Source organism: Aliidiomarina sp. (assembly GCF_022565475.1).
Taxonomy (GTDB): Bacteria; Pseudomonadota; Gammaproteobacteria; order Enterobacterales; family Alteromonadaceae; genus Aliidiomarina.
Genome location: NZ_JAIUMR010000002.1, coordinates 105,772 through 132,181 on the forward strand (window position 1 = coordinate 105,772; position 26,410 = coordinate 132,181).

25 protein-coding genes are annotated in these 26,410 nt (G+C 50.7%); 14 read left to right on the forward strand and 11 right to left on the reverse strand.

The features are described 5' to 3' along the window. The first annotated feature begins 1 nt into the window (after position 1). Together LAT77_RS02245 and LAT77_RS02250 are read left to right on the forward strand one after the other, a co-directional pair. Positions 2-1,366, forward strand: coding sequence for a HAMP domain-containing sensor histidine kinase (locus LAT77_RS02245; RefSeq protein ID WP_290562919.1), 1,365 nt, complete (start codon positions 2-4; stop codon positions 1,364-1,366). 110 nt (positions 1,367-1,476) lie between these two features. Beyond that, positions 1,477-2,511 (forward strand): alpha/beta fold hydrolase, encoded by a 1,035-nt coding sequence (locus LAT77_RS02250; protein WP_290562920.1) that lies wholly within the window; start codon positions 1,477-1,479, stop codon positions 2,509-2,511. On the opposite strand, the gene LAT77_RS02255 is transcribed toward LAT77_RS02250, so the two are convergent. Beyond that, positions 2,508-2,972 (reverse strand): tRNA (cytidine(34)-2'-O)-methyltransferase, encoded by a 465-nt coding sequence (locus LAT77_RS02255; protein WP_290562921.1) that lies wholly within the window; start codon positions 2,970-2,972, stop codon positions 2,508-2,510. The genes LAT77_RS02250 and LAT77_RS02255 overlap by 4 nt on opposite strands. A 269-nt stretch (positions 2,973-3,241) precedes the next feature. Between LAT77_RS02255 and LAT77_RS02260 the strand changes: the two genes are divergently transcribed. The 6 genes from LAT77_RS02260 to LAT77_RS02285 all read left to right on the forward strand — a co-directional run bounded on the left by LAT77_RS02260 (position 3,242) and on the right by LAT77_RS02285 (position 11,168). Further along, positions 3,242-5,938, forward strand: a complete 2,697-nt coding sequence (locus LAT77_RS02260) for an EAL domain-containing protein (protein WP_290562922.1) — start codon at positions 3,242-3,244, stop codon at positions 5,936-5,938. Between the two features lie 4 nt (positions 5,939-5,942). Next, complete coding sequence (locus tag LAT77_RS02265) at positions 5,943-7,631, forward strand: hypothetical protein (protein WP_290562923.1); 1,689 nt, start codon at positions 5,943-5,945, stop codon at positions 7,629-7,631. 201 nt (positions 7,632-7,832) lie between these two features. Then, the gene (locus LAT77_RS02270; RefSeq protein ID WP_290562924.1) at positions 7,833-8,744 is read left to right on the forward strand and encodes a MipA/OmpV family protein; all 912 of its coding nucleotides are present in this window, start codon (positions 7,833-7,835) and stop codon (positions 8,742-8,744) included. After that, the gene (locus tag LAT77_RS02275; RefSeq protein ID WP_290562925.1) at positions 8,734-9,243 is read left to right on the forward strand and encodes a DUF3019 domain-containing protein; all 510 of its coding nucleotides are present in this window, start codon (positions 8,734-8,736) and stop codon (positions 9,241-9,243) included. The genes LAT77_RS02270 and LAT77_RS02275 overlap by 11 nt, the downstream gene beginning before the upstream one ends. Further along, on the forward strand, positions 9,243-9,941 hold the full coding sequence (locus LAT77_RS02280; RefSeq protein WP_290562926.1) for a response regulator transcription factor: 699 nt from the start codon (positions 9,243-9,245) through the stop codon (positions 9,939-9,941). Before LAT77_RS02275 ends, LAT77_RS02280 begins: the two co-directional genes overlap by 1 nt. Before the next feature lie 3 nt (positions 9,942-9,944). Beyond that, the gene (locus LAT77_RS02285) at positions 9,945-11,168 is read left to right on the forward strand and encodes an ATP-binding protein (protein WP_290562927.1); all 1,224 of its coding nucleotides are present in this window, start codon (positions 9,945-9,947) and stop codon (positions 11,166-11,168) included. Here LAT77_RS02285 and pyrE read toward each other — a convergent pair. Together pyrE and rph are read right to left on the reverse strand one after the other, a co-directional pair. After that, the gene (gene pyrE, locus LAT77_RS02290; protein WP_126793666.1) at positions 11,165-11,806 is read right to left on the reverse strand and encodes an orotate phosphoribosyltransferase; all 642 of its coding nucleotides are present in this window, start codon (positions 11,804-11,806) and stop codon (positions 11,165-11,167) included. The genes LAT77_RS02285 and pyrE overlap by 4 nt on opposite strands. Beyond that, complete coding sequence (gene rph, locus LAT77_RS02295) at positions 11,803-12,519, reverse strand: ribonuclease PH (protein WP_290562928.1); 717 nt, start codon at positions 12,517-12,519, stop codon at positions 11,803-11,805. The genes pyrE and rph overlap by 4 nt, the downstream gene beginning before the upstream one ends. Before the next feature lie 227 nt (positions 12,520-12,746). On the opposite strand from rph, the gene LAT77_RS02300 reads away from it, so the two are divergent. Continuing rightward, a complete protein-coding gene (locus LAT77_RS02300) occupies positions 12,747-13,610 on the forward strand; it encodes a YicC/YloC family endoribonuclease (protein WP_290562929.1) in 864 nt (287 codons plus the stop codon). Between the two features lie 18 nt (positions 13,611-13,628). Here LAT77_RS02300 and LAT77_RS02305 read toward each other — a convergent pair whose 3' ends face one another. Together LAT77_RS02305 and LAT77_RS02310 are read right to left on the reverse strand one after the other, a co-directional pair. Next, positions 13,629-14,702, reverse strand: a complete 1,074-nt coding sequence (locus LAT77_RS02305; RefSeq protein ID WP_290562930.1) for a Fic family protein — start codon at positions 14,700-14,702, stop codon at positions 13,629-13,631. Positions 14,703-15,004: 302 nt separating this feature from the next. Beyond that, on the reverse strand, positions 15,005-15,130 hold the full coding sequence (locus LAT77_RS02310) for a hypothetical protein (protein WP_290562931.1): 126 nt from the start codon (positions 15,128-15,130) through the stop codon (positions 15,005-15,007). 218 nt (positions 15,131-15,348) lie between these two features. On the opposite strand from LAT77_RS02310, the gene LAT77_RS02315 reads away from it, so the two are divergent. Then, positions 15,349-15,645 (forward strand): hypothetical protein, encoded by a 297-nt coding sequence (locus LAT77_RS02315; RefSeq protein WP_290562932.1) that lies wholly within the window; start codon positions 15,349-15,351, stop codon positions 15,643-15,645. A 65-nt stretch (positions 15,646-15,710) separates the two neighbouring features. Here the strand turns inward: LAT77_RS02315 and LAT77_RS02320 are convergent, their stop codons facing one another. After that, positions 15,711-16,538, reverse strand: a complete 828-nt coding sequence (locus LAT77_RS02320) for a MipA/OmpV family protein (RefSeq protein ID WP_290562933.1) — start codon at positions 16,536-16,538, stop codon at positions 15,711-15,713. Between the two features lie 232 nt (positions 16,539-16,770). Further along, positions 16,771-18,156 (reverse strand): amidohydrolase family protein, encoded by a 1,386-nt coding sequence (locus LAT77_RS02325; RefSeq protein ID WP_290562934.1) that lies wholly within the window; start codon positions 18,154-18,156, stop codon positions 16,771-16,773. 283 nt (positions 18,157-18,439) lie between these two features. On the opposite strand from LAT77_RS02325, the gene LAT77_RS02330 reads away from it, so the two are divergent. Continuing rightward, complete coding sequence (locus LAT77_RS02330; protein WP_290562935.1) at positions 18,440-19,894, forward strand: phospholipase D-like domain-containing protein; 1,455 nt, start codon at positions 18,440-18,442, stop codon at positions 19,892-19,894. Between the two features lie 7 nt (positions 19,895-19,901). Here the strand turns inward: LAT77_RS02330 and LAT77_RS02335 are convergent, their stop codons facing one another. The 3 genes from LAT77_RS02335 to LAT77_RS02345 form a co-directional block, all read right to left on the reverse strand. Then, complete coding sequence (locus LAT77_RS02335) at positions 19,902-20,057, reverse strand: hypothetical protein (RefSeq protein WP_290562936.1); 156 nt, start codon at positions 20,055-20,057, stop codon at positions 19,902-19,904. Positions 20,058-20,099: 42 nt separating this feature from the next. Beyond that, on the reverse strand, positions 20,100-21,410 hold the full coding sequence (locus tag LAT77_RS02340; protein WP_290562937.1) for a PQQ-binding-like beta-propeller repeat protein: 1,311 nt from the start codon (positions 21,408-21,410) through the stop codon (positions 20,100-20,102). Positions 21,411-21,499: 89 nt separating this feature from the next. Then, the gene (locus tag LAT77_RS02345; protein ID WP_290562938.1) at positions 21,500-22,909 is read right to left on the reverse strand and encodes a winged helix-turn-helix domain-containing protein; all 1,410 of its coding nucleotides are present in this window, start codon (positions 22,907-22,909) and stop codon (positions 21,500-21,502) included. 195 nt (positions 22,910-23,104) lie between these two features. Between LAT77_RS02345 and LAT77_RS02350 the strand changes: the two genes are divergently transcribed. Beyond that, on the forward strand, positions 23,105-24,103 hold the full coding sequence (locus LAT77_RS02350; protein WP_290562939.1) for an alpha/beta fold hydrolase: 999 nt from the start codon (positions 23,105-23,107) through the stop codon (positions 24,101-24,103). Here the strand turns inward: LAT77_RS02350 and LAT77_RS02355 are convergent. Further along, entirely contained in the window at positions 24,078-24,815 is a 738-nt protein-coding gene (locus LAT77_RS02355; protein WP_290562940.1) for an endonuclease/exonuclease/phosphatase family protein, read from the reverse strand. The two genes, LAT77_RS02350 and LAT77_RS02355, sit on opposite strands and share 26 nt — an antisense overlap. A 240-nt stretch (positions 24,816-25,055) precedes the next feature. Between LAT77_RS02355 and LAT77_RS02360 the strand changes: the two genes are divergently transcribed. Then, positions 25,056-25,397 carry a PadR family transcriptional regulator gene (locus LAT77_RS02360; RefSeq protein ID WP_290562941.1) on the forward strand — a complete coding sequence of 114 codons (342 nt, stop codon included), beginning with the start codon at positions 25,056-25,058 and terminating at the stop codon, positions 25,395-25,397. 3 nt (positions 25,398-25,400) lie between these two features. Beyond that, the gene (locus LAT77_RS02365; protein WP_290562942.1) at positions 25,401-26,408 is read left to right on the forward strand and encodes a hypothetical protein; all 1,008 of its coding nucleotides are present in this window, start codon (positions 25,401-25,403) and stop codon (positions 26,406-26,408) included. Positions 26,409-26,410: the final 2 nt, after the last annotated feature.

Consider the following 26,410-nt stretch of genomic DNA (forward strand, 5'->3'; position numbering starts at 1 on the left):
TATGGTTGAACGCCGCACGCGGTGGTATCAGTCGCTGACCTTTCGGCTCCTGACCGTCTTTTGGTTTTTAATTACCTTGACCGCAGCGGCGGCGTTTGCGGCCATTCTCTATTTAGCCCGACCGCCCGGCCCAGAGCCGATGAGCGCCGAATTTGATCGAGCGCTCACGCCTATTTTAACCCACCCATCCAGTGCTGGACTGCTGCAACCAGGTCGGTTGCTGGTTGGTCAATATCGTTTAATCGCAATTAGCCGAGGCGACCTTGAGTTTGTACCAGGGATGTCGCAAATGGAATTAGCCGCGGCCATGCAGGTGTATGAGAGCCCCGAGCCGGTGCAGATGGTGGTCGGTGACAGCGTCTATGCGGGACCGCTAGCAAGTAACGAAGGCTTTGTGGTGATTAGTCGCCCAGCGACAGCCGCCGAGCTGCAGGCGATTCAGGAAAGTCAGGAAGACCGTGATTTCTTGCCTCGGCTGGCGCTGTTTTCAGTGATTGCATCGTTCTTAGGTGCTTTGATTCTCGGTTGGTGGTTCGTGCGGCCACTCAAGCAACTGCGCAATGCCACGCGCGAAGTTGCTGCTGGTGCCGCAGAGCCCGACTTAAAACGTTTGCCCCGTCGTCGCGATGAGCTTGGCGAGCTGGCGCGTACGTTGAAGCGTACCGCGCTCGATTTAGCCACCTCAAGAGACGCCCAGCGCCGTTTGTTGAGTGACGTCTCCCACGAACTGCGCTCGCCAGTTGGACGCTTGCAAGTGGCGCTCGATTTATTGGAAACGCCAGAGCTGCGCCAAAACCGTAACTTCAAACAATTGCACAAAGACATCTATCGTTTGGGTACCATTATTGACTCCATTTTATGGCTGTCACGCTTGGAAAATGGCCTCGAGAAGTTAGTGAAAGACGAAGTCGATGTGGTGAAGCTTTTAAAGGAGCTGAAAGACGACCTCGATTACTTCTATATTGCCCAACTTGGCGATGACCAATGGCACGGGCAAATTGTTTTGCCAACCAACGAGCTACCGACGGTTGCTACCGACCCGGTGCTGTTGCGTATGATCGTTGAGAATCTCGTGCGCAATGCATTCCAATATGGCCCGCAAGACGGCGTCGTCGAGATTTCGGCTACGGCAAGAGGAGAAGATTTTGCTTTAACGATTCGTGATCACGGACCGGGCGCACCAGAAGAAAAGCTGGCGAAACTATTCGAACCCTTCTATCGCGCCGACACATCACGCCACCACGGCACCGGCGTCGGCCTTGGACTAGCCCTTTGTCAGCGCGCAGTCGCTATCCTTGATGGCGACATTCACGCCCGCAACCACCCCGAAGGCGGCCTCGAAATCACCGTCAGCTTCCCCCGCTAATCTTGTCATCGCCCCGCATTCACGTACAATCGCAAAAACATTCTGGCTCGGAGCCGCAATAGGTTTTGCGGCTCCGAGCCAGAACGGTAAGTTACTGAAAAGGAAGGGTTATGGATTTGCGTCAATTAGCAGGTGAGGTTTTGGCTGAACGGCCGTTGGATACGGATCCGGCGTGGTCGCAGTGGTCTTTGTCCAGTCTTACGCGCTTCTATCGGCACATTGAGCACGGCGAATTTATCAGCCGTGACGGTAAGGAAATCCATTATGGCTTGTGCCGCCCGAACGAGGCGAATGCTTGGGTTGTTATTTCTCCAGGCAGGGTCGAATCCTACATAAAATATCAGGAAGTGGCGCTTGAACTCGTTGCCGCCGGTTATGCAGTGGCGATGATCGACCATCGTGGTCAAGGCCATTCCAGTCGCTTAACCACAAACCCGCAGCAAGGTCATGTCGGTCAATTTATTGATTATGCCGAGGACTTTGCGGAGTGGCTTGACCATCTCCGTGGCCATTTTCAAGCGCAACCGGTATTCCTCTTGGCGCATTCGATGGGTGGCGCTATTAGCATGCTTTACCTGCAGCAAGTGGCCGGCCGCAAAGGTTACCAACCCTCACCATTTAGCAAAGCAGCGCTCAGCGCACCGATGATGGGGATTAACACCGCACCGTGGCCGTTATGGCTGGCAAAACCTATGACTCGGTCACTCGCTGCACTGAATCAGCTCTTGTCACCGAAACGCTATTGGTATGCCCCCGGTACTGGCGACTACGCAACCGAACCCTTTGCGATTAACCGCCTGTCCCACAGCGAAGCGCGATACCATTGGTTTTCACAAATGTACACGGACTTACCGGCAATTAAAGTTGGTGGGCCGACCAATCATTGGGTCGCCGAAGGTGTCGCTGCGGCCGACGAAGTGGTGCGCCTCGCCCATCGAGTCGAGATACCTGTGCTGTTACTCCAAGGCGATCAAGACATCATCGTTGCCGCCGAGCCACAGAAGCGCTTTATTGATCAATTACCGAACCCGCAAAGCCGTTTAGAACCGGTCGCGGGTGCGAAACATGAAATTTTAATGGAAACCGATGCCATTCGAGCTCCGGCCATCGCAGCCGTTATGACTTTCTTTCAGGACGACGCCTAAAGCCCGCCAGCGAAACCAAGCTGGCGCCAAGCTTCATAACTGACCAAAGCTACCGTGTTGGACAGGTTCAGTGAACGATTATTCGGCATCATCGGCACACGCAAGCGCTGCTGCGGTGCGATTTGTTCCATGACCTCCGGCGGCAAGCCACTGGTCTCTGAGCCAAACAGCAAAACATCACCGGCTTGAAACGGTGCGTCGGTGTAATTCACCGAGCCTTTGGTGGTGATGGCAAAAATGCGATGACCGGAAAATTTAGCGGCAAACGCGGCGAAATTAGGATAGCGCTCAACCCGACTTAAATCATGATAATCCAGACCCGCCCGGCGTAATTTCTTCTCTTCAAAGTCAAAGCCCAACGGTTCAATTAAATGCAACGTACAGCCGTTATTCGCCACCAGACGAATAACATTGCCAGTGTTCGCCGGCATGACGGGCGTATGCAGAACAATGTGAAACATTTTTTTCTCCGTGATGAAAGGCGGGCTCGCCGATACTGAAAAAATAAATCAGTCCGTCGCAGAAGTACTTAGCGAAAACACAGGCAGATTATAGCCCGAATTCACGGAATGGCGGTGAAGTTTTGTGGTTGGCAGCCGATAAAATCAGTAAGAACAATAACGTTCGTTAAGTTTTGTAAATCAAAGGTTGTCTAGTGCACTTTTTTCATGTTGAATAGCAAGAAAGTGACACAAATTGTCGCAACCGGATGAAGGAAGTTGTACTTACTGTGACGTATAATTCTCGAACTGCTGCCAGTGCTGCGTATTACTTTGCTGCGTTAACCGCAGTGCTGCTCGGTCTTATCGGTTCGTTTTTCCACTTCAGTGTCTCTCAGCAAACGCTCATCGACATTATTCCGATGCGCACAACTGCGGCTGTATTGGTCACAGGACTAGCCTTCTTAATTGCAGCCCGTCGTCATTCAATTATTCTAATTGTGCTTGGTGTTGGCTTTATGGCCTTAGCGGCCATATCGCTCTACGTCAATCTGACGAGTGGCCGTCTAGATGTTCGCGAATACTTTGCTTGGGTCATTGTTGCCGTTGCGATTCACCTCTTCCTACTCGGTCTTTCCTTTGCATTAAGCTTAAAATGGCGTTGGGTTAGACAGCTTTGGAAGTTTACCGGTTGGCTTTCATTGGCAATAGCCATCGCCATTATAGTCTACAGCTGGATTCCCAATACGACCCACTCGTACGCACCGGGCTCGGTCATTTTCATTGCCGTCGCGTTGATGATGTTGCTGACGTGCATCATGATGCTGATTCGCGCCCATTGGTACCGCGAGCCCCTGTTCTTTGACCGAAAATTATTAACACCTTCGGTGGTTGTCAGCTTAATCACCTTACTCGTTTGGTTTTCACTCTCTGCCGCAGCAGTGCGTGATGTCAATGAACGCGGGCAAATCCTACAAGGGCAAATAGCCAGTCAAATTGATAGTCAACTGATTGAGTTACGGGACGCCTTAAAACGCGTCGCTAGTTTTAAGAACGCGGAAGATCTCGAAGTTTTTCGTCATGATTCCGAGCTGTTATTACGCGACTTCCCTGCCGCGCTAGGAATTAGTGTGCACTCGGGGTCGGGTGATTTTGTTTATTTAGTTCATGCGCAAAATCGAGCCTGTGAAGTCGATTTGCGGGTGCTTGCGATACCGCCGACCAATTGGCTCCGAAGTCAAATGGGGCAAGAGGCTTACTCAATGTCGGCAACGTCCGTGATGGCGGAGCGACCGGTACTGTTTTTCACCGCTCCAATTATCAGTCCAAACGTCGAGCAAAATCAGCAGGCGACCATGGCGGTCGATCTACGCGCCTTGTTAGATTTTGAAACGGTCGAATTCCTCAAGGCGTTTTCGGTCTATACAGAAATTGCCCCGAATATTATTTTGCCTGCGAATACGGTTCCGTTTCATGTCATTACCAATGACCACTTTCACCAAATGCACCCGTTCTCGATCGAACATGCGTATCAAATTCTGGATGCACCGCTCAACTTTTACGTGACCTTGCATGATACTGACGAGTTGTGGCGCAGCGCCCGGGTCAATAAGCTCGTGTTTCTGATTGGCGGCCTGGTCTCATTCTTATTAGTGATTGTCATCGACGCCAATAATCGTTTGCGCCAAGAAGAAGTGAAACTTAAACAACTCGCGACCTTTGATGGGGTCACCAATTTGATTCGTCGCGATGTTTTTGAACAAGAGCTTGCTCTGCAGTACAGCATCAGTGAAGACATTGCGACAACCTACGTCCTGTTCATCGACCTTGATGGCTTTAAAACCGTCAACGATACGCTCGGGTTGAAGGCCGGCAATCATATTCTCCATGAGACCGGGAACCGAATCAAAGCCTTGTTACCGACCGAAGCGATTGTTTCACGCTTCAGTAGCGACGAATTCGTGGTCATGGTGAAACATACCAATAAAGCATTGATCACCAAGTTGGCCGGCGCTTTTCAACGTGAACTAAGACGCCCCTACGTCATTGATGACGTCGAAGTTGTCATTTCAGCAAGCATTGGCGTTGCGCAAGCGAGTGTGCGCAACGACAGCGCCGATGAGCTCATTCAGCGTGCAGATATCGCCATGACTGAGGCGAAAACCGCGGGCGGGAACACAACAACCTGGTTCCGTAAAGACATGTTGGCGAGCTATAACGAACGCTTGCGCCTGCGCACACGGATTCAGCAGGGTTTGAACAATGATGAATTCCGCGTCCATTATCAGCCTATCGTCAGCACCAAATCTGGGGAAATCTCAGGTTTCGAAGCACTTGCACGTTGGCCGCAAAACGACGGCAGCATGATTTCGCCCGGTGTTTTTATTCCCGTCACTGAACAAACCGGCCAAATCGTCGAACTCACCGAACAAATATTGGCCATGGTCAGTGCCGATATTCCACGCCTTGCCGCTATAGGGGGCGAAGAGCGCACCTATGTATCGGTGAATATTTCACCGCTCTGTTTTACTCGCGGTATCGTTATTGAATTGCTTAAAGAGATTCACCTGCAAGCGAAAGAATCCAATGTGGTGCTGCAAATCGAAGTGACAGAAAGTTTGTTCCTCGATGACAAAATTACCGCCAAAGCCACCCTTGAAGCGTTACGCGACTCCGGTATTCAAGTCGCCATCGACGACTTTGGTACCGGTTATTCCAGTTTAAGTTTGCTTTATAAGCTGCCTGTTGATGTAATTAAGATCGATCGCGCCTTCATTAGTGACCTGACACCGGGCTCCGATGCGTTTAAAGTGGCGGATGCCGCCATTACACTTGCATTGAACCTCAACAAGGTGGTCGTGGTCGAAGGTATAGAAACAGAAGAGCAACTGAAATTCTGTCGCGAGAAACAATGCCATGCCATGCAAGGGTTTTATTTTTATAAGCCCGAGCCGCTGGCGGTCTTAATGAACATGCAACACAGGTAACCGAATGATGAGTAGTTTTTGGTCCCGTCTCTGGAAAGTGTCCCTTTCCGGTGCTTTTGCTGTCTCTGCGCTGAGTGTGTCAGCAGTTGCCGCGGTTAACGATCCTTCGGGTAGTGACCCGCAATGGAACGTCATGCTGACCGGCAGTGAGTTACGCTTGTGTTCCAGCATGAACTCAGACTATTGCGCCAACACCGATTGGATTAATGCCAATGACATGCGCACCGCACGCTTATTTCAATTGACCGACGTGCGTCGCCGCGAAGCGTTGCGCCGTGCCGTGTGGCCGCGTGAGCGTGATGAAGTACGTGATGAATTGGCCGTCGCACTTGAAGAAATGGTCGACTATTTTGCGCGTGGCGTGGTGCCAGAATATCGCCTCGTTGAGCGCTTCCGCTCGCGCGCCTACTTAGACTTACTCATGCGTTTGTCAGAAGCAGAATATGATCGGGTGCTCGATAACCTTGAAATGCCGCGCTTAGAAGGCTTAAACGAGCATGTTAATTTGGCGGAGAATGCCGATTATAGTGCCGAATTTGTTACTCGTTTCGTTGCTATGGCTGAAGACCAGCTCAAGCGCAATGACGGTGACGGTAAGCCACTTATTTTAGTCGTCACCGCCGGTGAACGCGATACCTTCCGCTCAATTGAAGCTCACGTTGAAGCCTTCAAACAAGCCGGTGCGGAAGCGCGCTGGTTGCCCGCTGACGTCGCAGTTCGCGCCGCGCGCGAGGCGAATGAGTGCCGTGCACTGGAAAGTTATCGGCGGCAACTGAGCGGTAACTATGATCGCGACCGCGTCGAGCCAAGCCGCCACCAAGAACAACTCGCTTATTGTGCGAATAGCGCCGCTGGCCAAGCGCTGATTGAACAAGCCAGTGCCGTGTTTTTTACTGGCGGCAGCGCCCAGCGTTTGTTTCGCGCGTTGCAAGCAAGTGACGACTTAACCGTGCTGCGCGAACGGTTTGAACAAGGCCGCATCGCGGTGGGCGGCGCCGGAGCGGGCGCCCAAGCATTAGTGGCAAGCAATATGCTGACCAACGGCCATAGTCGCGAAGCCATTCGTAACGGTGCGTTTGCAGCAACAGCGCCAACGCCAGGGTGTGATCTCGATAACACTTGCCCACGCGGACTCAACCCAAATAGCTTGACCTATGAGCCACTCGGCGGTTTTGGCATGTTGCGTAATGTCATCGTTGATACCGATGTGTCTCATCGTGGCCGCCAAGGTCGCTTGTTACGCGCAGCTGCAACGAGTAATAGCCCGCTTGCCATCGGACTCGACCGCGACACGGCTATGCTGGTGAATACCCGTAGCGGCGCGTTCGAGCTCATCGGTCGTGACGGCGCGTTATTCCTAGAAGGCGCGCAAGGTAACGAGGCGATGCTCGCAGCAACCTTCCATTACTTGCGCAGTGGCAGCATGGGGCGCTTAGAAGCAGGTCGCCTGCATACCGCTGTATTAGCGCCGCAACAGCCACAGCGTTTAGAGTCGATTACCACGCGCTTCTTGGGCGACACCGGCGTGTATGACAATATCGACAATGTCTGTCGCGGTAGCCAACAATTGCGGTTGCTCCAGGACACGTTTGTCCTGCAAATGCTGGCGAGCGAAGACAGCGAGATTGAGCGCACAGCGGGACGTTGCCAAGTAACCAATGGCGTTATCGGTATCGCGATTCAAGCGCCCTAAAAGACGTTGAAAATTGTCACAATTTGTCAGTTATAGCAGTTGTGAGCCCGCTTATTTGCTAATCTATGCGGACACTATTGACGCACCGACTCAATGGGCTCAGAACTGCAAGTGCTGCGGCTTTCTTAGTCGCTTAATACTGGGCAGCAACATACTGAGTAGCAAAACATTGAGTCGCAGACTTGACGAGCGAGAGAAAACTTGAGCGCCATTCATGCCATGCCGACAGTCTATCGAACACTAAGCGCAGTCGCACTCGCGACCTGTCTCTGTTTGCCTGTCAAAGCGGACGAAGCAGACACCAGCTTCGTTGAAGATTTTAATGAACAGCTGAAAGTCTTCATTAATGAACTCAATATCCGCGTCGCCATGGGCTATGGTGAACGCTCGTCGATCGTGCGCGGTACTGATCCGCTGTCGTTCTACGTCCTACCCGACGTGAGTTACTATGGCGAGCGCTTCTTTTTCGACAACGGCATGGTCGGCTACAGCTTGAAACAAGGACGCCGCCATGAAGTGTCGTTATTTACCAAGCTCAATACAGAATTCAGCTTTTTTACCGACAGCATCACCGGTTATTGGTTTGGTGATGCTTATAGCGGGGTGAGCTCGTTTCGCAATCCGTCACCGAGCGGTGGCTGGGAAGACGAGCCGCCGAGTGTCGACAACATCGCCAAACGTAGCTGGGCCATCGACGCCGGCATCCGCGGTGACTATTACCCAGCCGACTACACCCACATTGGTGTGATCCTCAGCCAAGATATCCGCAACAAACATCGCGGCCAATGGGCCAGCGTCATGGTCAGTCAAGGTGTGCCTACGGCACTCGGCAACTTTAACTTCAAAGGTGAGTTGACCTACAAAAGCCAAGACTTAGTCGACTATTATTATGGGGTGTCGAGCCGCGATAATGTCGCACCAAACTACTATTACCGCGGCCGTTCCGTGGTGCAGCCAGCGCTGTCGGTACATTGGCAGTATCCGCTAAGTGATCGTTTAAGTATCGTTGGCTCTGGTCGATATATGTGGCTGGGTGATGGCGTGGCCGACAGTCCGCTCATTACTAAAGACACAACCACAACCTTTTTCTTGGGGGTGAGTTATGCGTTATAGCTTGATCACCATCCTTGCGGCGGCAACACTCATTGCCTCAAATGCGCTAGCGAAGCAACAAGACGTACCGTTACCCCATCCGCAAGTGGATGAATTACTTGAATGTACCGAGCCCCTTTGTTTATGGGTGCAGCCACAAATTTGTGTCACTGACAACGCACCTGCCGTGTGCAAAGAAACCGTGTCAGTGAACTGGCGCAGTGAAGAGCCACTGAACACGTGTTTAGCCTTTGACGAACAAGTATTGGCCTGCTGGCGCAGAGAATCCTCGGGCAGCTGGCTGGGTGAGCTGACTTGGTTTGGTGACGAAATCTTAGTGTTATTTACAGTGGACGAGTCGGATTTAACCGCCGAAGGTGAATGGCGCGAACGACCACGCCGCACCAGTCGCCAGCAGTTTTTGAGTTCACTTGATGTGCTCGCCAGCACCGAAATGCAAATTCAAAGCCTGTTCCCGAAAGCGCGTCGCCGCCTTGGTAGCCCATGGAGTGTGTTTTAATGAGTACGCGTATTCTGATTGCCGAAGACGACACCCGTTTGGCAAACCTGATTAAGGACTACTTGACCCAGCAGGGGTATCACGTGTTTTGGGAAGCGAACGGCAGTAAAGTTGTGGCGGCCGTGAAAAACGTCAACCCTGATCTGATTATTCTCGATGTGATGCTGCCCGGTCGCGACGGTTTTGAATTGTGCCGCCAATTGCGGCCGCAATACCCCGGACCTATTCTCATGTTCACCGCGCGCAAGCACGACGTTGACCAAATTACCGGTCTGAGTATTGGCGCTGATGACTATGTGGTGAAACCGGTGGAGCCCCAAGTGCTGGTGGCGCGCATTGAAGCCTTACTGCGCCGTTTTCAACCGCGCGACAGCTTGGAAAATAGTAAAGCGCTGGAGTTTGGCCGGTTAAAACTCAACGCCAAATCACGAGCCGCGCGCTTTGGTGATGACGAAATTAAGCTCACTAGCCATGAATTCGATTTGTTGTGGTATCTCGCCCAACATGCGGGCGATTTAGTGACTCGGGAAACCATTCACTTTGACGTGATCGGCCGCGAGTACGACGGCGTCGATCGCACCGTTGACATGCGCGTGTCGAATATCCGCAAAAAAATGGCCGAATACACCGGCCGTGACGACGCGATTAAAACCGTGTGGGGGCGTGGCTACGTGTTTGTTGCCGACGCTTGGGACTAACCCGTGCGGCGCCTCGCGTTTCACTTCTATGGATTCTTATTACTGGCCGTGGTCGGCCTTGGCTGGACCATCGAGCAGTTGTGGAGCAGCCAACAGAACGACATGCCCGCTTGGGTCGAGCCATTAGCCGAGTCGTTCGTGAACTTAAGCCAGTATATCGAGCGCCCCGAACAGCTTGAGCAGGCACTTGATTTGCCGGTGCAAGTGGTCGGCAGCGGGCAAGTGCGCTGGCCCGCAGCACAACAAAGTAAGTTTGCGGCCGGTGAGCCGGTGATTCTGTTTGGCGACAGCACGCAATTGTACGTGTATATCCAACACCGCGACGATATCTGGCGAGTTGGCCCAGTCATTGATGAAACGCCAAGCCCAACCTATGCCTATCATTTGCTGTTTTTTTTGCTTCTCGCTGTGGTCACAACGATTTGGCTGTGGCCGTTGTCACGTGATTTAAAACGACTGGAAGAGCATTTGCGTTATGTTTCGCAACCTGACCAAAAGCCGCTGAATCTATCGAAACGCTCTTTGGTGTATCCGCTGGCGCTGAGCTTTAATACCATGCGTGAACGCATTTGGTACTTACTCGGTATTCAGCGCGACCTGACCCATGCCGTGTCCCACGACTTACGCACGCCGTTAGCGCGAATGAAGTTTGCCTTGGCGCTGCCTGACTCGCCGACGAAAACCGAAGCGCTGCAAGAAGACGTGCAAGAAATGGAAGCGATCGTCGACACCCTGCTCGACTATGCGCGCATGGAAGCCCAAGAAGAGCTGATGGAACGCGAAGACGTGGATGTCAGCGAGCTGTGTTCGCACGTGGTCGAGAAATACCAACGCGACGGTGCCCGGAGCATTCATTTAACCGCCCCTGAACATCTGCATTTTTGCTGTGACGGCCATTACCTCGAGCGCGCGTTAAACAACTTGCTGCAAAACGCCAGCCGCCATGCCAACAACAAGGTGCATGTGGAAGTGATTCAACGGCAGGGAGAGCTTGTGATTCACGTTGATGACGACGGTGCCGGCATTCCGGCCAGCGAACGGCAGAAAATCTTGAAGCCGTTTGTGCGTTTAGAAGAAAGTCGCTCGCGAGACAGCGGTGGTGCCGGTTTAGGGCTGACCATTGTCAGCCGGATCATGGAGTGGCATGGCGGGCGTATCGACATTAGCGATAGCCCGCTCGGCGGCGCTCGGTTCAGTTTAATATTGCCCGAGCCACCGAAGATTTAAATCCCGTATTGCTGGCGATACTCGCGCACTTTTTCGAGCATGGCTTCCTGGCCCGGTTGCTCGCTTAAGTACTCGATAATGTCGCCAAGCGTCACAATAGCAATGACTTTGGCATTGTAGTCGCGCTCCACTTCCTGAATTGCACTGAGCTCGCCTTTGCCTTTTTCCTGCCGGTCTAACGCAATCAACACGCCCGCAAGGCTAGCGCCATTGGCTTCAACAATGTCCATCGACTCACGAATGGCAGTGCCGGCGGTGATGACATCGTCGACCAACATAATCCGACCTTTCAGCTCCGAGCCAACCAAGTTGCCACCTTCGCCGTGAGTTTTCGCTTCTTTGCGGTTAAAGCAGTAGGGCACGTCTTTGCCATGGTGCTCAAACAGACTGACCGCTGCCGCCGTGGCAATTGGAATGCCTTTGTAGGCCGGGCCAAAGAGAACGTCGAACTCGATGCCCGAGTCTTGCAGCGCCGCCGCGTAATAACGGCCAAGCTTGGCTAAGTCAGCGCCGGTGTTAAATAAACCCGCGTTGAAAAAGTAGGGACTCGTACGGCCAGACTTCAACGTAAACTCGCCGAATTTTAAAACACCTTTGCCAAGGGCAAATTCAATAAATTCGCGTTGATAAGCCTTCATGAATTTAAAGCCTCTTTCTGTAAGTCGTTGAGCTCACGAATGGCGTGTTTAGCTAGCTCAACCATCTGGTTCATGTCGTCAAAACTAAACGGTTCCGCTTCGGCAGTCCCTTGAATCTCAATAATTTTACCGGTGTCGGTCATGACCACGTTCATGTCGGTGTCAGCTTCCGAATCTTCCGGGTAGTCCAAGTCAGCAACCGCTTCACCGCGATACATACCCACCGAAACCGCCGCAACCATACACTTCAACGGGTTTGATTTGACGAGGTTCTTTTTGCGTAAATGGTTAATTGCGTCCACCAAGGCCACGCAAGCGCCAGTAATTGAAGCTGTGCGGGTGCCACCGTCGGCCTGAATGACGTCACAGTCAACGGTAATAGTGTTCTCGCCCAGTGCACTTAAGTCGACCGCAGCGCGCAATGAACGCGCGATTAAACGCTGAATTTCCATGGTGCGACCGCCTTGCTTGCCACGTGCCGCTTCGCGATCCGAACGCGTGTGCGTCGCCCGCGGTAACATGCCGTATTCGGCAGTAATCCAGCCTTGGCCTTTGCCCTTCAAAAAGCGCGGTACCCCTTCTTGCACACTGGCGTTACACAATACTTTCGTGTCACCGAATTCAATCAGCACACTTCCTTCAGCGTGGCGGGTATAGTTGCGAGTAATCGTAACCGGACGAATTTGTTGAGCTGTACGGCCGCTTGGACGCATAGGAAAACCTCTTGCTTAGGTGGGTGGAATGAGCTGGGGGCATAGTATAAGCGTTTTGGCGCATTTTCGCCACGCATGGCCGCGCTGGCGGGACGGTCATTTCCCTGCGGCCATTTCCCAGTAGCTCAGCGAAACGCTATACTAAGCGGACATTTTGCTGCTTCTGAATGCGAAATTGACAGCAAAATGGACCTTTTATTTTCGATTAAAAACAAGAGAGCCATTTTATGATTTACAGTATGACCGCCTACGCCCGTGAAGAAGTGAAAGCCGACTGGGGCACCGCCGTTTGGGAACTGCGCTCAGTGAACCAGCGCTACCTTGAAACCTACTTCCGCCTGCCAGAACAATTCCGTGGCGTCGAGCCCGTACTGCGCGAGCGCCTGCGCCAAGCGCTACAACGCGGCAAAGTAGAATGCGGCTTGCGCTTTACCGCCAACCCAGGCGCGAGCAGCGAATTGAAAATTAACGAAGCCTTAGCGACTGCGTTACTGCGTAGCGCCGAGTGGGTGCAAAGCCAAGGCGCCAAAGCCTCAATTGACCCGATTGATGTACTGCGCTGGCCAGGCGTGCTGGAAGCCGCCGAAGCCGACATGGACGCCATTCAAGCCGAACTGATTGCCGGCTTCGACCGCGCCCTGCAGGCATTCATTGACGCCCGTGCCAGCGAAGGCGCCAACATGCGTGCATTAATCGAAACCCGCCTTGATGGCATTGCCGAACAAGCAGCATTCGTACGCGGCCGCATGCCAGAAGTACTGGAGTGGCAGCGCGAACGCCTACGCGGCAAGTTTGAAGAAGCACAGATGGAACTGGACTCCGAGCGCCTCGCCCAAGAAATGGTGCTGCTGGCACAGAAAACCGACGTTGCCGAAGAACTCGACCGCCTCGACAGCCACATTAAAGAAACCCGCAACGTGTTGCGCAAAGGTGGCGCCTGCGGCCGCCGCTTAGACTTCATGATGCAAGAATTCAACCGCGAAGCGAACACCCTCGGGTCGAAATCGATTAATGCGGACATTACCAATGCAGCGGTGGAGTTGAAGGTGTTGATTGAGCAGATGCGGGAGCAGATTCAGAATATTGAATAAACCACGCCCAGCATCCGCTTAACTTTGTGTTATTAATAGCGCGCACAGGGGCTCATTAACATAGTAGTTTGCGCGCCCGATCCGGTGCTTGGTAACGAAGCCGTGTTCAACGAGTTGCTCAAGGTACTTGCTGGCCGTGAGTCTACTCACACCTAATTCATTTTCGACAAACTCTATCTTGGTATACGGGTGGTGGAATAGGTTGTTGAGCAGCTCTTGACGATAGATCTTGGGCAACTCACCCCGCATGCGATGTTTTACATCTTTCATGAGAGATTTCATTGCTGTAATGAGCTCAATTGTACGCTTAGATGTCTCGCTTACACCCTCTAACATATAGAGTAGCCATGGCTCCCACTCGCCCGTTTCGCGCACGTGCTGCAACAGTCGATAGTATTCGGCTTTATTGCGCGTTATGTATCTACTTAAATACAAAACAGGAAGGTTCAGAAGATCCTTCGTAACCAAATACAGAATGTTTAAGATGCGACCCGAGCGGCCATTGCCATCGTAAAAAGGATGAATGCTTTCAAATTGATGATGGACAATTGCCATTTTTATCAATGGATCGGTATCACAGAGATGGTCATCGTTCATGTATTGAACGAGGTTATCCATTAAATTCGCAATTTCTTCGGCATGTTGGGGCGGGGTATAGACGACTTCGCCAGTAGCCATATTTCGCAGTTCGGTGCCGGGCAGTCGTCGCAGTCCAGCTTTGTTATGTTCAAGGTGACGCTGGACCTCAAGAATGTCGTGGAGACGAATGACTTTGGAGTGACGCACTTTTGCAAAGGATTGCTTTAAAGCAATGGCATAGTCTTGAACTTCTTTAGCGGCAGGATGCACGGTTCCACCTTCGAACAGACTCGCTTTATAAAGCTCATCGTGCGTGGTGACTATATTCTCAATTTCAGAGCTATCTTTGGCTTCCTGAAGCGACAAGGTATTAATGAGGATACTCTCATTCGGAATACTTGCTGCAACACCTTTCAGCTCTGCTAGAAAACGGTGTGCCTCAGCTGCTTTTTTGAGTACAGCTCGAGTCTCCAAGCGTTCTATGTCGGTGAGAGGAAGCATGGGTACAGACATATAGAAAATCCTATTATTAATGCAAGTGACCGTATTTATGTATAGATAATAGCATTATTTATACATATTGATTGGTATATGTATAGAAAATTCGTTTATTTATGCATGAGAGTTGTGGTGGCCAACTACCTTTGGCCACTTAATTAAAGGTGTTCCCACAAAACATACATGTAACGCAGCGGTTAGTGTTACACCGCAACACCACAAACAGTGGTTCAGGGATAACTTGCTCCGAAAATTAGGGATATAAGCGGTTCTGGCTACGAAATCAGAGCTAGGCTTAACCATCCAAAACTAATCCCCTATTCACGTGATTTCTTATTGTTACCCTTCCCAAATTTATCTCTATTGAGGTACACAAAAATGCCGATCAAGGCGAGGGCGAACAAAGGGGCGCCACCCAGAAAAATGGCCTGTGTTGTGCTCATAAGATAACTCCTCGTAAACGTTACTGTGTATCGCGCAAGCAACCCACTAACAGCTGCTTGATTAGCTCCTCTGGCGCAATACCAAGTTCGGCAGCCGGTACTTGTATCCCCAAGCAGGCGTGCTGTAAAAAACTACCCCGTGGCGGGGCAGTGCGCGCTATTATGTGCCTCTTGACTAGTTTCTAGGATATTATTTTGAGAGCTCAAGGCGTTTAACCATGCGTAAATCCGACAAACAACTCGAAAATGAAATCATTCGGCGTTTAACCGATGTGTGTGAAACGATGAAGCCGCAGCTGACAGGCTTTGTTTGGCTTACCCATGAGGTGAATTACAAGCGCTTTCCGGCAAGCTTAGTGGTCACTTTGGTTTTTAATGACGAGGTAACCGAGCAAGTCTTGCTGGAAGAATTTGCTGTCTTGCTGCCAAAAGTTCAAGCTGCACTGCAACCGGTGCTCGGTAAAGACTTACCCGCGAAACAAATTGAAGCAAGGCGCGAACATCGACTGCATTAGCTAATAAGCCAAAATAAAACGCCGAATAGAAAACTATCCGGCGCTAGTCTCATCCTGCGAAATAATTAAAACACGTAAATAAAACCAATACCGACTTCAGCTTCGAAGTTGCTGCGTGCAATTGGGCTGTTGCGCACGTCGCTGCTGTAATATTCATACAAAACTTCGCCGAAAATCTGCCAGTTTTTGTTCACAATGTGGCGATAACTATAGTCCAAACCGACCGAACGGAAGCCGCCGCTCATGCGGGTTTCCCGCAAGCCCGAAGCTGCCGCTTGTTGGGCGGTGATACCGAAGTCTTTGTTGGCAAACTCGCTATCATGGAATACCGCAACGAGGTTAATTTCTGAACCCGAGCCGTCAAACTTGTCGCCGAAACGACGGCCGACACCGAATAGGCCAAGGTTACCGTTTTCGCTAGCGACGACGCGGCCGACTAACCAATTTCGCCAGTCAGCGTCGAACGCACGTCGTGCTTCGAAGACGAACTCAAGGCCTTCTTTACCGTCACCAAGGCCGTCTAAATAGCCTTTGTCTGAGTCACCCTCTTCACGACCTTCGTCAAAGCCAATCAGCGCTTGCAAAAACCAAGTGTCGTTACGCAAACCACGCCAACCGAGTGCTTCGCCAGCGAAGAAAAAAATGTCATTGCCGCGGCGCCACTGAATGGCTCCCGCCGGGTCTACCTCGAAGCCAAATTCGTCCGAGCCTTCATAGGCCGTTTCATATTCAATACCGAGACCAAGTCCAAACGCCCAGCCGTCTTGTCCTCGAGTAAAATCATCGACAGAGGGCAACGGAACTAAAGCTGTACGCTCTTCTTGGGCCGTGGCGGTTTGTAAAAACAAGCTAGGAATCAACACTAACGCGAGTAAACCAGTGAGCTTTTTCATATCTATTTGCCTGCAAATATTCGGACAAATCCGAAAGTGGACCAAAGTTGGAATCGTTGGCTTCAATTTACGTTTCCCGCTTAATTCAGGAGCTTAGTTTGCTACTTTTTTTACAGGCCTCTTAAATTAGAACAACCCTTAGCAATTCCTCTAGTTGATGAACCTCGAACTCGCAATCCCACAAGGCCCTTTACCCACAAATTCTTATCCTCTCCCCCTTGAAGACTTGAAATCAGAGCGCGGACTGGATCACTTGTCCATCTTGCTTGTAAATTTTTCCTTCTTTCATGACAAATTCCACTTTTTGCAGCAAATTTATATAGCGCAATACATCGCCTCGAACAGCGATAATGTCGGCCACTTTGCCAGCTTGTAGGGTTCCAAATCGATCTTGGACACCCATCATTACGGCAGGCCAATAGGTTGCAGCGCGAATGGTCTCTTGAGCATCAAACTCCATTTCTTCAACCCACCATGCCATTTCTTGCCATGTAGACTGGCAATGAAATTTCATTGGAATACCGCTGTCCGTTCCAATCAACATAACCACGCCGGTGTCTTTTAGTTGCGCAATTTTATTCTTCAACGTCGAGCGACGGAGCGGGGTTAGCTGCATGTAGCCAAGCTGCGAAGGGTGTTGAATGGAGCTTCGAATGTCAGCTATCACTTCGTCAGAAAGGCCTCGCTCCCAACAGGGATCAGTCAAGCGGGTTGGGTTAGCAACAGTATTTGAATAATTCCAAAGCCCTTCAACCGTTGGTGTCCAGAATAACAAGCCGTCAAAAATACCCGTTGCAGTTCGCTCTATCAGGGCATCAAGGACATCCTGTGGGTAACCGGGCGCTGTGGTTAGGCCAGTGTGCTCAAAATTATCGATACCAATCTCGACACCGATCCGAATTTCATTTGGTTTGTGGGCATGGGCGACCACTTTCATTCCTAACCGATGGGCTTCTTCTACAATGGCTCGCGCAACCTCAATTTCCATATCGTCATGGTCAATCAGCTTAACGATCTCCATGCCGGCTTCGTGAAGTTCCCGAACGCGTAAACGCGCTTCCCTAACAGTTTTGACTTCCCAACGATAACCCTTCTGCCAATCATCCACTTCATGTTGCAGGAAAGGGCCTGAGGTATACAGGTGTGGTCCCGGAATACGGCCTTCGCGAATGGCGGCCTTTACATTAACCGACGCTGTTAATGGTGCACCCAAGTCGCGTGCACTGGTGACGCCAGCAAGTAATAATTGCAAAGCTGCCGCGGGCATAATTTCTGACTCGAAGCGATCAGAATAGGTGGCATTCCAGTGAGGGTAGTCCGCATGTCCCACCAGCATCAAGTGGGCGTGGTTTTCCCATAAGCCGGGCAAAATATCATGGCCGCCCATATTAATCTCACGATATCCCTCAGGAACTGGAAGCGAATCGACGGTGCCAACTTGCTGAATAATGCCATCATCAATCAAAATGACACTGTGTAACATAGGCGGTGCAACCGTTCCGTCGATTAAACGACCACCCACTAAGGCTATTTTTTCCGCGTGGACAGGAAGGCTCATTACCATCGCTAAACAACACAGCCAGATTTGAGTGACCGGCCAACTCCGCCTTTTTGTCATTTTTATTACCTCGAGCATTGTCAATAAAATCAGATTCTTATTGAGCATAGACGGAAATACGCTGGCGTCAATTTTCGTAGCGGTCGGTGATTACCGGCCAGAATCCAGCGAGCGCTTATGCGGTCGTCGCTACCATGGTCAAGCATTTGCGTTAAGTAGCGTGATGCAAGCTCACTAACACGCCCTCATTGCGAGGGTGTTTCTATTTACGCAGAATTATCATGTGCCCGTGCGATTTTTCCATTACACTCGTTAAAACAACACTATGAATGGAAGTCGTGGCATGAAATCGCGTTCAGTGATTCGAATTATCTTCTTGTGTTTTGCGAGTGTTTGGCTCGTGACCGCTGTGTATCATGTCTACAAACCGCTGCCTGCTGGGCTTAATTTAGCTGGCGCTGAACACCCGGTCGCGCAAGTTTCGTTTCTCACTGACATCACTTATGGTCACGCTGGCGAACCTGAAAGTCGTTACATAGAGCAGGAAATTTTCGACGGCGTACTCGACATGGTCGCCAACGCGCGTCAGTTTATCCTGGTCGACATGTTCCTGTTTAACGACTTTCAGGGGGCCGTCAGTGAAGATCACCGGGCGCTGTCGGCGGAGTTAACGCAGGCGCTTATCGATCAAAAACAACGGTACCCCGAGATCAACATCCACGTCATTTCTGACCCGCTGAATACGGTGTACGGTGGCCAAACATCCGAGCATTTTCAGCGTTTAGAAGCGGCGAATATTGACGTGACGTTAACCCGGCTTGCGCGTTTACGAGACAGCAACCCGGCCTACTCAGGGCTTTGGCGTTTGGTGTTTCAGCAATTTGGCAATAGCGAAGCGAACACGGCACCGAATCCGTTTGGTGACGGGCGCGTGTCCATTCGTAGTTACCTCGCGTTGCTCAACTTCAAAGCCAACCATCGTAAACTCATCATTAGCGACCAGCACGAAAGTTCAGAACTTGTCGCCTTAGTCACCAGCGCCAACCCGCACGATGGCAGCAGCGCCCACGGTAATGTTGCGTTGCGCTTTACCGGCCCTGCAGTGCTTGACCTACTTGAAAGTGAGAAGGCTGTACTCGGATTTTCTGGTGGTCCAGAAGTAATATTAAATGTACCAAGCCCAGAATCAACGCCAGAACCAACACCAACAAACACGACGCTGCAAGTCGTCACCGAGCGTGCCGTTGAACAAGCACTTGTCGACATCATTGACGCCGCTCAGCCCTCGGAAAACCTAGACCTAGCCGTGTTTTACCTGTCTGATCGACACGTCATCAGTGCGTTAAAACGCGCGACAACGCGCGGCGTTATCGTTCGCGTTTTACTTGATCCAAACAAAGACGCATTCGGCCGCGAAAAGAATGGTGTGCCCAATCGCCCGGTTGGCCACGAGCTCGCTCAAGTCGGCGTAACAGTGCGCTGGTGCGCGACGCAAGGCGAACAGTGCCATGCCAAATGGCTCATGCATCGCAGCGCCACCGGCCAGGCGACTATGCTATTGGGGTCGACTAATTTCACCCGCCGGAACCTCCACAACCTTAACCTCGAAACCAGTGTGATTTTGCGTGGGTCGGTAACCGAGCAAGCACTGCACGAAGGAGTCGAATGGTTCGACGATCAATGGCACAATCGCGATGGCCGCGTGTTCAGTGCTGACTATGAAGTCTTTGCCGACAGTAGCGTGAAACGCCGTTTGCTTTATCGGTTCATGGAAGCGACGGGTTTGAGTACGTTTTAGTACGAACTTATTTCTTCATGCCATCAAATATCAACCCAAGGACAATGGCAATACCGATTCCGGCGCCAATGTTGTCTATCGATAAGCCGACCGCGACCCCGAGGGGCAGGCTTACGTAAAAGCCAACGCCGGGCCAGCTTGATTTCTTCTTTTTGTCACTCATGACAATCTCCGTTTATGGTGTAATGAAGTAAGTTCAACAAATTTAGTTCGCTTGCCAAATATAAATATCACCAGCATTGCTGATCAGGATTAGTTGCTCGTTAGCCCAAGCAGGTGTTGCCATGAAGCCGCCACTGGCAAGTACGCGTGACATTAAGCCGTAGAGTGAGTCGTGCCGACTACCGTTCTGAGCTAGGTCCGCCAGACGACCGTTCTCGTCTAAAATGCGGTAAGTATCGGTGTGGTAAGCACCAAGGCGTTGCTCCCAAATCAGCTCACCGCTGAAATTCAGAGCCACGATTTTGCCAAGCATTGAGCTGAAGAGAACGGCGTCGTTAAATAATAATGGTGAGCTGTAATTCCAACTCTGTGTGGTATAGCGCCAGAGTTCATTGCCTGTATCGCGCTCAATGGCAATGACTAAACCAGTATCTGAACTGCCAACGAAGACAAGTTGCTCACTGACGGCTACGGTTGTTAGTACCCACGACCGCGCCATGTCATAGCGCCATTCAATCTCGCCAGTCGCAGCGTCCAAACGATACAAATAGCCATCGCGTCCGCCAATATAGATTTGGTCGTCGACCACAGTCGGGCTTGCTTGAACACCGAGCCAAACACTAAACTCTTGTTCCGACTCGGTGGCAAATTGCCATCGAAGTTTGCCGCTTGCTGCATCAAGCGCGTAAATGCGGCCGTCCCAAGAACCAACAATCACCACATCTCCCCAAAGTGCTGGAGAACTATGCACAGCACCACCCGTTTTATAACTCCAGACTCGTTTGCCAGTTGCTCGCTCGAGTGCGTAGACATGGTGGCCACTGCTACCAAAAATTACCAAGTCATTTGAAATTACCGCAGACGACGAAAGATAGTCCCATGGGTCAACAATGGGCGTGTCCTCTTGGATATTTAAGTAACCATAAGCAGAAAATCGTTGCTGACCGAGCGTTTTAAATTGCCAGGTCACGCGTCCTGTGGCGAGTTCAAAAGCATAGAAGTTACCGTCTTCACTGAGCACGTAACCATGATTCGCATCGGCAGTGGCAGTTGCACGAATGCTCGCCCCTGTGGGTAGCGTCCAAATAATTGTCTGCGTATTGATGTCAAATGCATAAAGTACACCGTCAAGTCCTGCAACAATCAGCCGATCCTCGCTCACAATCGGCGATGCTGTGACGGTTGTCGGTAGTTTGTGCTGCCAAACGAGGGTTAAATCCTGTGCAAAATTTTGTGCAACGCGGCCGTTGCGTTGGTTGTCACCTTTAAAACCAACCCAATCGGTGTGTGCGAAAAGCGCGCTACTAAACAGCAGAGCCGATGCACAAAGGATACGCGGAATTATTGTTTTCATTGGGTAATGCCTCAGTTAAGAAAGGCATCAGCATCAATCAAAACGGCGGCTAAGTCCTGAAGTAAGCTAAAGTTTAAGGTTAAGTTTTGTTAATTTTGTCCAGTAAGCTGCTGAAAATGGGTAGCGACGTCGATAAATTCAGGGTGGACATAGAGGGGTTCATAATGCGGGTCAACCAAGAGCCAAAGCACCTCCCATTGACGCTCAGCGATGGCTTGACGAATGGCAGCAATGGCCAAGTCGTTATGTCCGGCAACAATGGCGTGGCGCGCGGTTGCCATGGGTGGTCGATAATGACCGAGTTCCGGTGTCAGCGGATTTTGCATCAGAGCCTCGTGTACTGATGGAAGCCCTCCTTTTTCATAATGTTGCTGCAATTCCATTTGTATATCCTCAGCGACCTTAGCGAATTGCAGCAATTCAGCAAGGTATTGCCAGGCTAAATCATCATGCCCAGCCTGATATGCAACATGTTGTGCCGAGACTAAAATTTCCGCACTCGCCGGTTCAACCGCAAGGATTCGGCTGATCTCAAGCTGAGCCCTTTCGGTGTCACCGAGCAACAAGTGAAGCCACGCAAGCATTGGTGCTGCATAGTATTCTGGGTGATGACGTCGAAGCTCGCGAATGGCTCGTTCGACCCACGTAGACTCACCAAGCGCGAGCATGACCTCAGAAAACTGCAGTAAGAAACGAGGTGAGCGGTTGTCACGATTGAATTCACCGACCAGTAACTCTTTTGCTGTCGCAAAATCCCAACGGCCATAAAAATAGATCATGCCGAGTAGCCATTCGGCCTCAGGTAATTGCGCATCTTCTGCTAATGCCCGTTCAATTAAACTAATTAACTCATCGGCATGGATAGGGATTTCATGGGGCGATATCCGAGTTAATTTGGCTTTAGCCATGCCGTAGTAGGCTTGTGCATTCGGTTCTTCAGACAAAATATCGCGGTACAGTCGAATCGCTTCGTCAATCTCACGATCATTGCCGCTAGCGACCAACAAAGAGGCACGGTTTAGTGTTTCGTAATGTGCAAGTTGTGTTCCTGCTTGGTGATCTAGTTTTGCTGATGGCCAGAGGATGATACTGACGACAACAACGACAAGAAATGCCGCGCTGGCAGTGATGCCCTTACGCCACGTCGAACGCGGAGGTTTGGACGTTGCTGTATCATGCAGTCGTTGCGTACTGATCTTCCAGGCATACCCTTGACCCGGCACAGTTTTGATATAACCGGGGCCTTTTCCTTCCCGCAAATGCCGACGCAATTGACTGATAGCAACCGTTAAGCTCTCTTCAGAGACGACCCGTGGCGCCCAAATTTCATCAATGAGAAAATCACGGCTGAGTGTCTCGCCGGGGCGTTGACAAAACAATTCAAGCAAGCGCCCGAGACGTGGCTCAAGTTGCACCGTATCGCCATGTTCATGCACGAGACGATAGTCATCACAGTAATAGGTCCATTGCCCAAAAACAAAGCACTGACGCAAAATCATTCCTCGCTCAATGAGGTGTTGTTTAATGTTAGTCGAATTGAATGCAAACGAAGATAAACAGTGGCTTAAGCTTACCGTCTTTTTGTTGAAAAGGCTTTATTAAGGAAGGTTAAGGTTACTTCTTAATAAAGCTTCACTGGTGATAGGCGCGGTGCTCGATAAACTTGTTGTCATCAAACTAACGGGAGAGCAATCATGTACCAATCTACTCACACTAACAAACAAGCACATCAGCGTAGGGTTGGTCGGCTGGCTTCATTGTTGTTTTTTGCGGTGCTCGTCAGTTTTCAATCGGCGGCAGCAGAACCGCTACGCCAACAGTTTGCAGTCGCTCATGCGGGTAACACACTTCACGTCGAGGTAACGCGCGATGCTCAACGAGAGGGACGACAGCCTCTCGTCATATTTCTGGTCGGCTCCGGTGAGCCGTCGACCATCGCCAACAATCGCGCGATGATTGATTTTTTTTTGGAGCAACCCTTGCTACCCAAAGGCTATGCTGTGGCTGCGTTTGATAAGCGAGGGACTGGTAAATCGAGTGGCGTTTGGTATACCGCAAATTTTTCCGACCGTGCTGCTGACGCCGTGGCGGTTGCTCAATCACTCCAGCAGCTGAACTGGGTGGATCCTGAGCGTATTTATCTGGTGGGGCATAGCCAGGGTGGCTGGATTGTTCAAATTGCGCTTGCTGATCACCCTGATTTGTTTGCTGCTGGGATAAGCATGGCAGGACCAACCTTCGGTGTTCGCGAACAGCTCATTAATGATTATGCTAGCGCGTATCAATGCAAACATAATACGACGGAAGACAAAGCGTATCGAGTGATGTCGCGTCGGGTAAGCCTAGGGTTGTCACTGGCACGCTGGCTACGATTTTCAGATGAATTGAAACAACTTAATGTTATTAAAGACTTTACGCCAGATGATTATTTGACTGAGGTGACGCAACCGTTACTGCTGCTTTTTGCCGAAAACGACCCGCTTGTTAGCCCGGAACGGAGTATTGCTGCGCTGAACGACCTGTTTCCTGCAGGGGTACCGGAAAATATTAGCTATTATACGGCACTGGGTGAGGAACATTCATTTAAAAGCGCGCCGAAATGCTACGACGGTGCTTGGCGTGACATCGAGTTTTCACCCGCCACGCGTGATTACCTCGTGACTTGGCTCACACAGCAAAACGCGCATAAATAGGGTTGTGGTCAGACACCGTTGTCGTGTCGATAGCGGTGGCTTCTTTCAGCACCAAGTCGCGATAGAAAATGAAATCGAGCGGGTGGGTTCGATAGGTTTTAATGTGGTGGTCATCTGACATGTACGCCTGACGCAAGCCAACGCTGCGACAAAAACGCAGTAAGTGCAAGCGGCGCTGTCTGTTCCAAACGTTAAAGTCGCCCGCAACAATCAATGGCCCATTGTGATGATTCAATTCAGCGCGTAACAACTCCATTTCCCGCAAGAAATAGTTGGCACTGACAAAATTTATCGCGTGCACATTCACGATTAACAGCGACTGGTCATTCGCCAGTGGATGATAAGACAACATGTAGCTTTTATGGGTTGCGAACAAACCTTCGCGTTTGCTGGTGAGTCGTGTTTGCACGTCGGTAAAGGCGATTTGCGACGCAGTGAGAACGCCGTACACCGAACGGCTCGTTTGCATATTCGGTGCAACTGCGTATGACCAATGCGGAATTTTCCAATCATTGTGTAAGGTAAGTTTTGCTTCTTGGAGCAGCAAAAAAAGGCTCGGGAATTGATGCAGAATACGCGCTAACGCCACCTGAAATTTTAGTGTTTGCGTCAGCTTTTGTGTATTCCAGCACAGCACGCCAAACTCTTCACCACGAATAATCGCTTGTTGGTGAATAAAGCGTTGAGGAACAATGATTCTGGGCTTTAGCACTTCTCCGCCTTTCAATCGGTAATGGATGATCGCTGCAGTTTTAGACCATACTGCTTAAGAATTATACCAAAAAACCGTGGCAGACTCGTCTAGTTTTTCCGTGGATTTACCCCAAAAAACAATGTCTAGCCAATGTCTAGCCAATGCCTATCGACATTTTTTCACGAAATCTTGATCAATTTAGGTTTGTTTAGTAAAGTTAATTGCATTAGGCTTATTAAACATAGCTAAAGTGAATCCATGGCCAGAAACGAAAGTGAACAAATCTATAAAGGGCTGCTCGACACCTTAGTGTTGAATGTGTTGTTGGTCGCGCCAAATTATGGATTTGGAATTAAAGAAAGCTTGCGCGAGCAGCTTGGCGATGATGCCGAGGTGGTGAAAGAGGCGACCTTGTACCCACTCTTGCACCGTCTAGAACGCAAAGAGCTCGTGCTGTCATATCGTCAGCCGGGTGACCGCGGTACGCCCCGTAAATATTACAACATCACGCGATCTGGACATCTGTATCTGAAACAACAAATTGAAGCTTGGCGGCAAGTCTCGGCATTACTTGACCGAACAATTTTTAAGAAGGACTGACGTATGAACTTTCATCGCTTAACACGCTTTCCGAAGCATGCCTACCCGACCGACTTAGACACCGGCAATGCGGCGATCGACCAGTACTTGCGAAATCTTGATACGCGCTTAGTTGGTAGTACTGGGGTACGTAAAATCACGCTCGAGGAAACGCGCGACCATCTGCTCGAGTCGAGTGAGCTCTATCTTCAACAGGGTGAATCGCCAGAGGCGGCAGGACAACAGGCCGTGGCAAGCTTTGGCGACGCTGAAGTGCACGCCCAAGAGCAACGACAAGGTCGCTACAAGGTATTCGGTACAATGTTTCTTCGTTTTGGCTTAACATTTGCGACCCTCATGTTGTTGATGAGTTTGCTTTCGATGCCGTCGTTTCTTGGTGAAGAAAAGGCAGCGCGCGGACTCATTGAAAACGTACCGACGTTAGCCAAAACCTATCTCTTTAATGCCATATTCTTCGGGTTCTTCATGAGCTACTGGTATACCTTTGCGTTTACGCAAGCCAAACCAGCACCGGTAAAACCAACAGACGACGGTGAAGTGCTGGAAGTCTATTCGCAGAAAAGTAGCAAGTTCGCCGCTGTATTTTTGTTGATAGCCATGGGCTTTATTTCACTCTCCTGTTTAGCCGGTCTATTTGGCTGGGGTTATATGGCGCCGAGTGGTGTGGCGTTGAATATCATACTGTTTTTGCTCGGTGCACAGATGGCCATTGGTGGTTTCATTGCATGGGATCGTTACGAGTTGTCTCAAGAAGCATTCACCATCCGCTCGTTTACTGGCAATCACACGGTTCCGCGGGCAAGCATCGTGGACTTGCAGGAAAAGTCCTTTTTGAAGAGCTTTCTCGGTTTAGGGATTGGCAAACATTATGCGCTGATTTGGCAGGATGAGGCGGGTCAACGACACGCCATCAATCTGGTACTCAATGGCGAAATGCATAATTCCGACAGTCTCATTGCGACTTTAAAAGCAACTGCTGACGACAGCGCAACCGTCGCCAGCGATAACTAAAG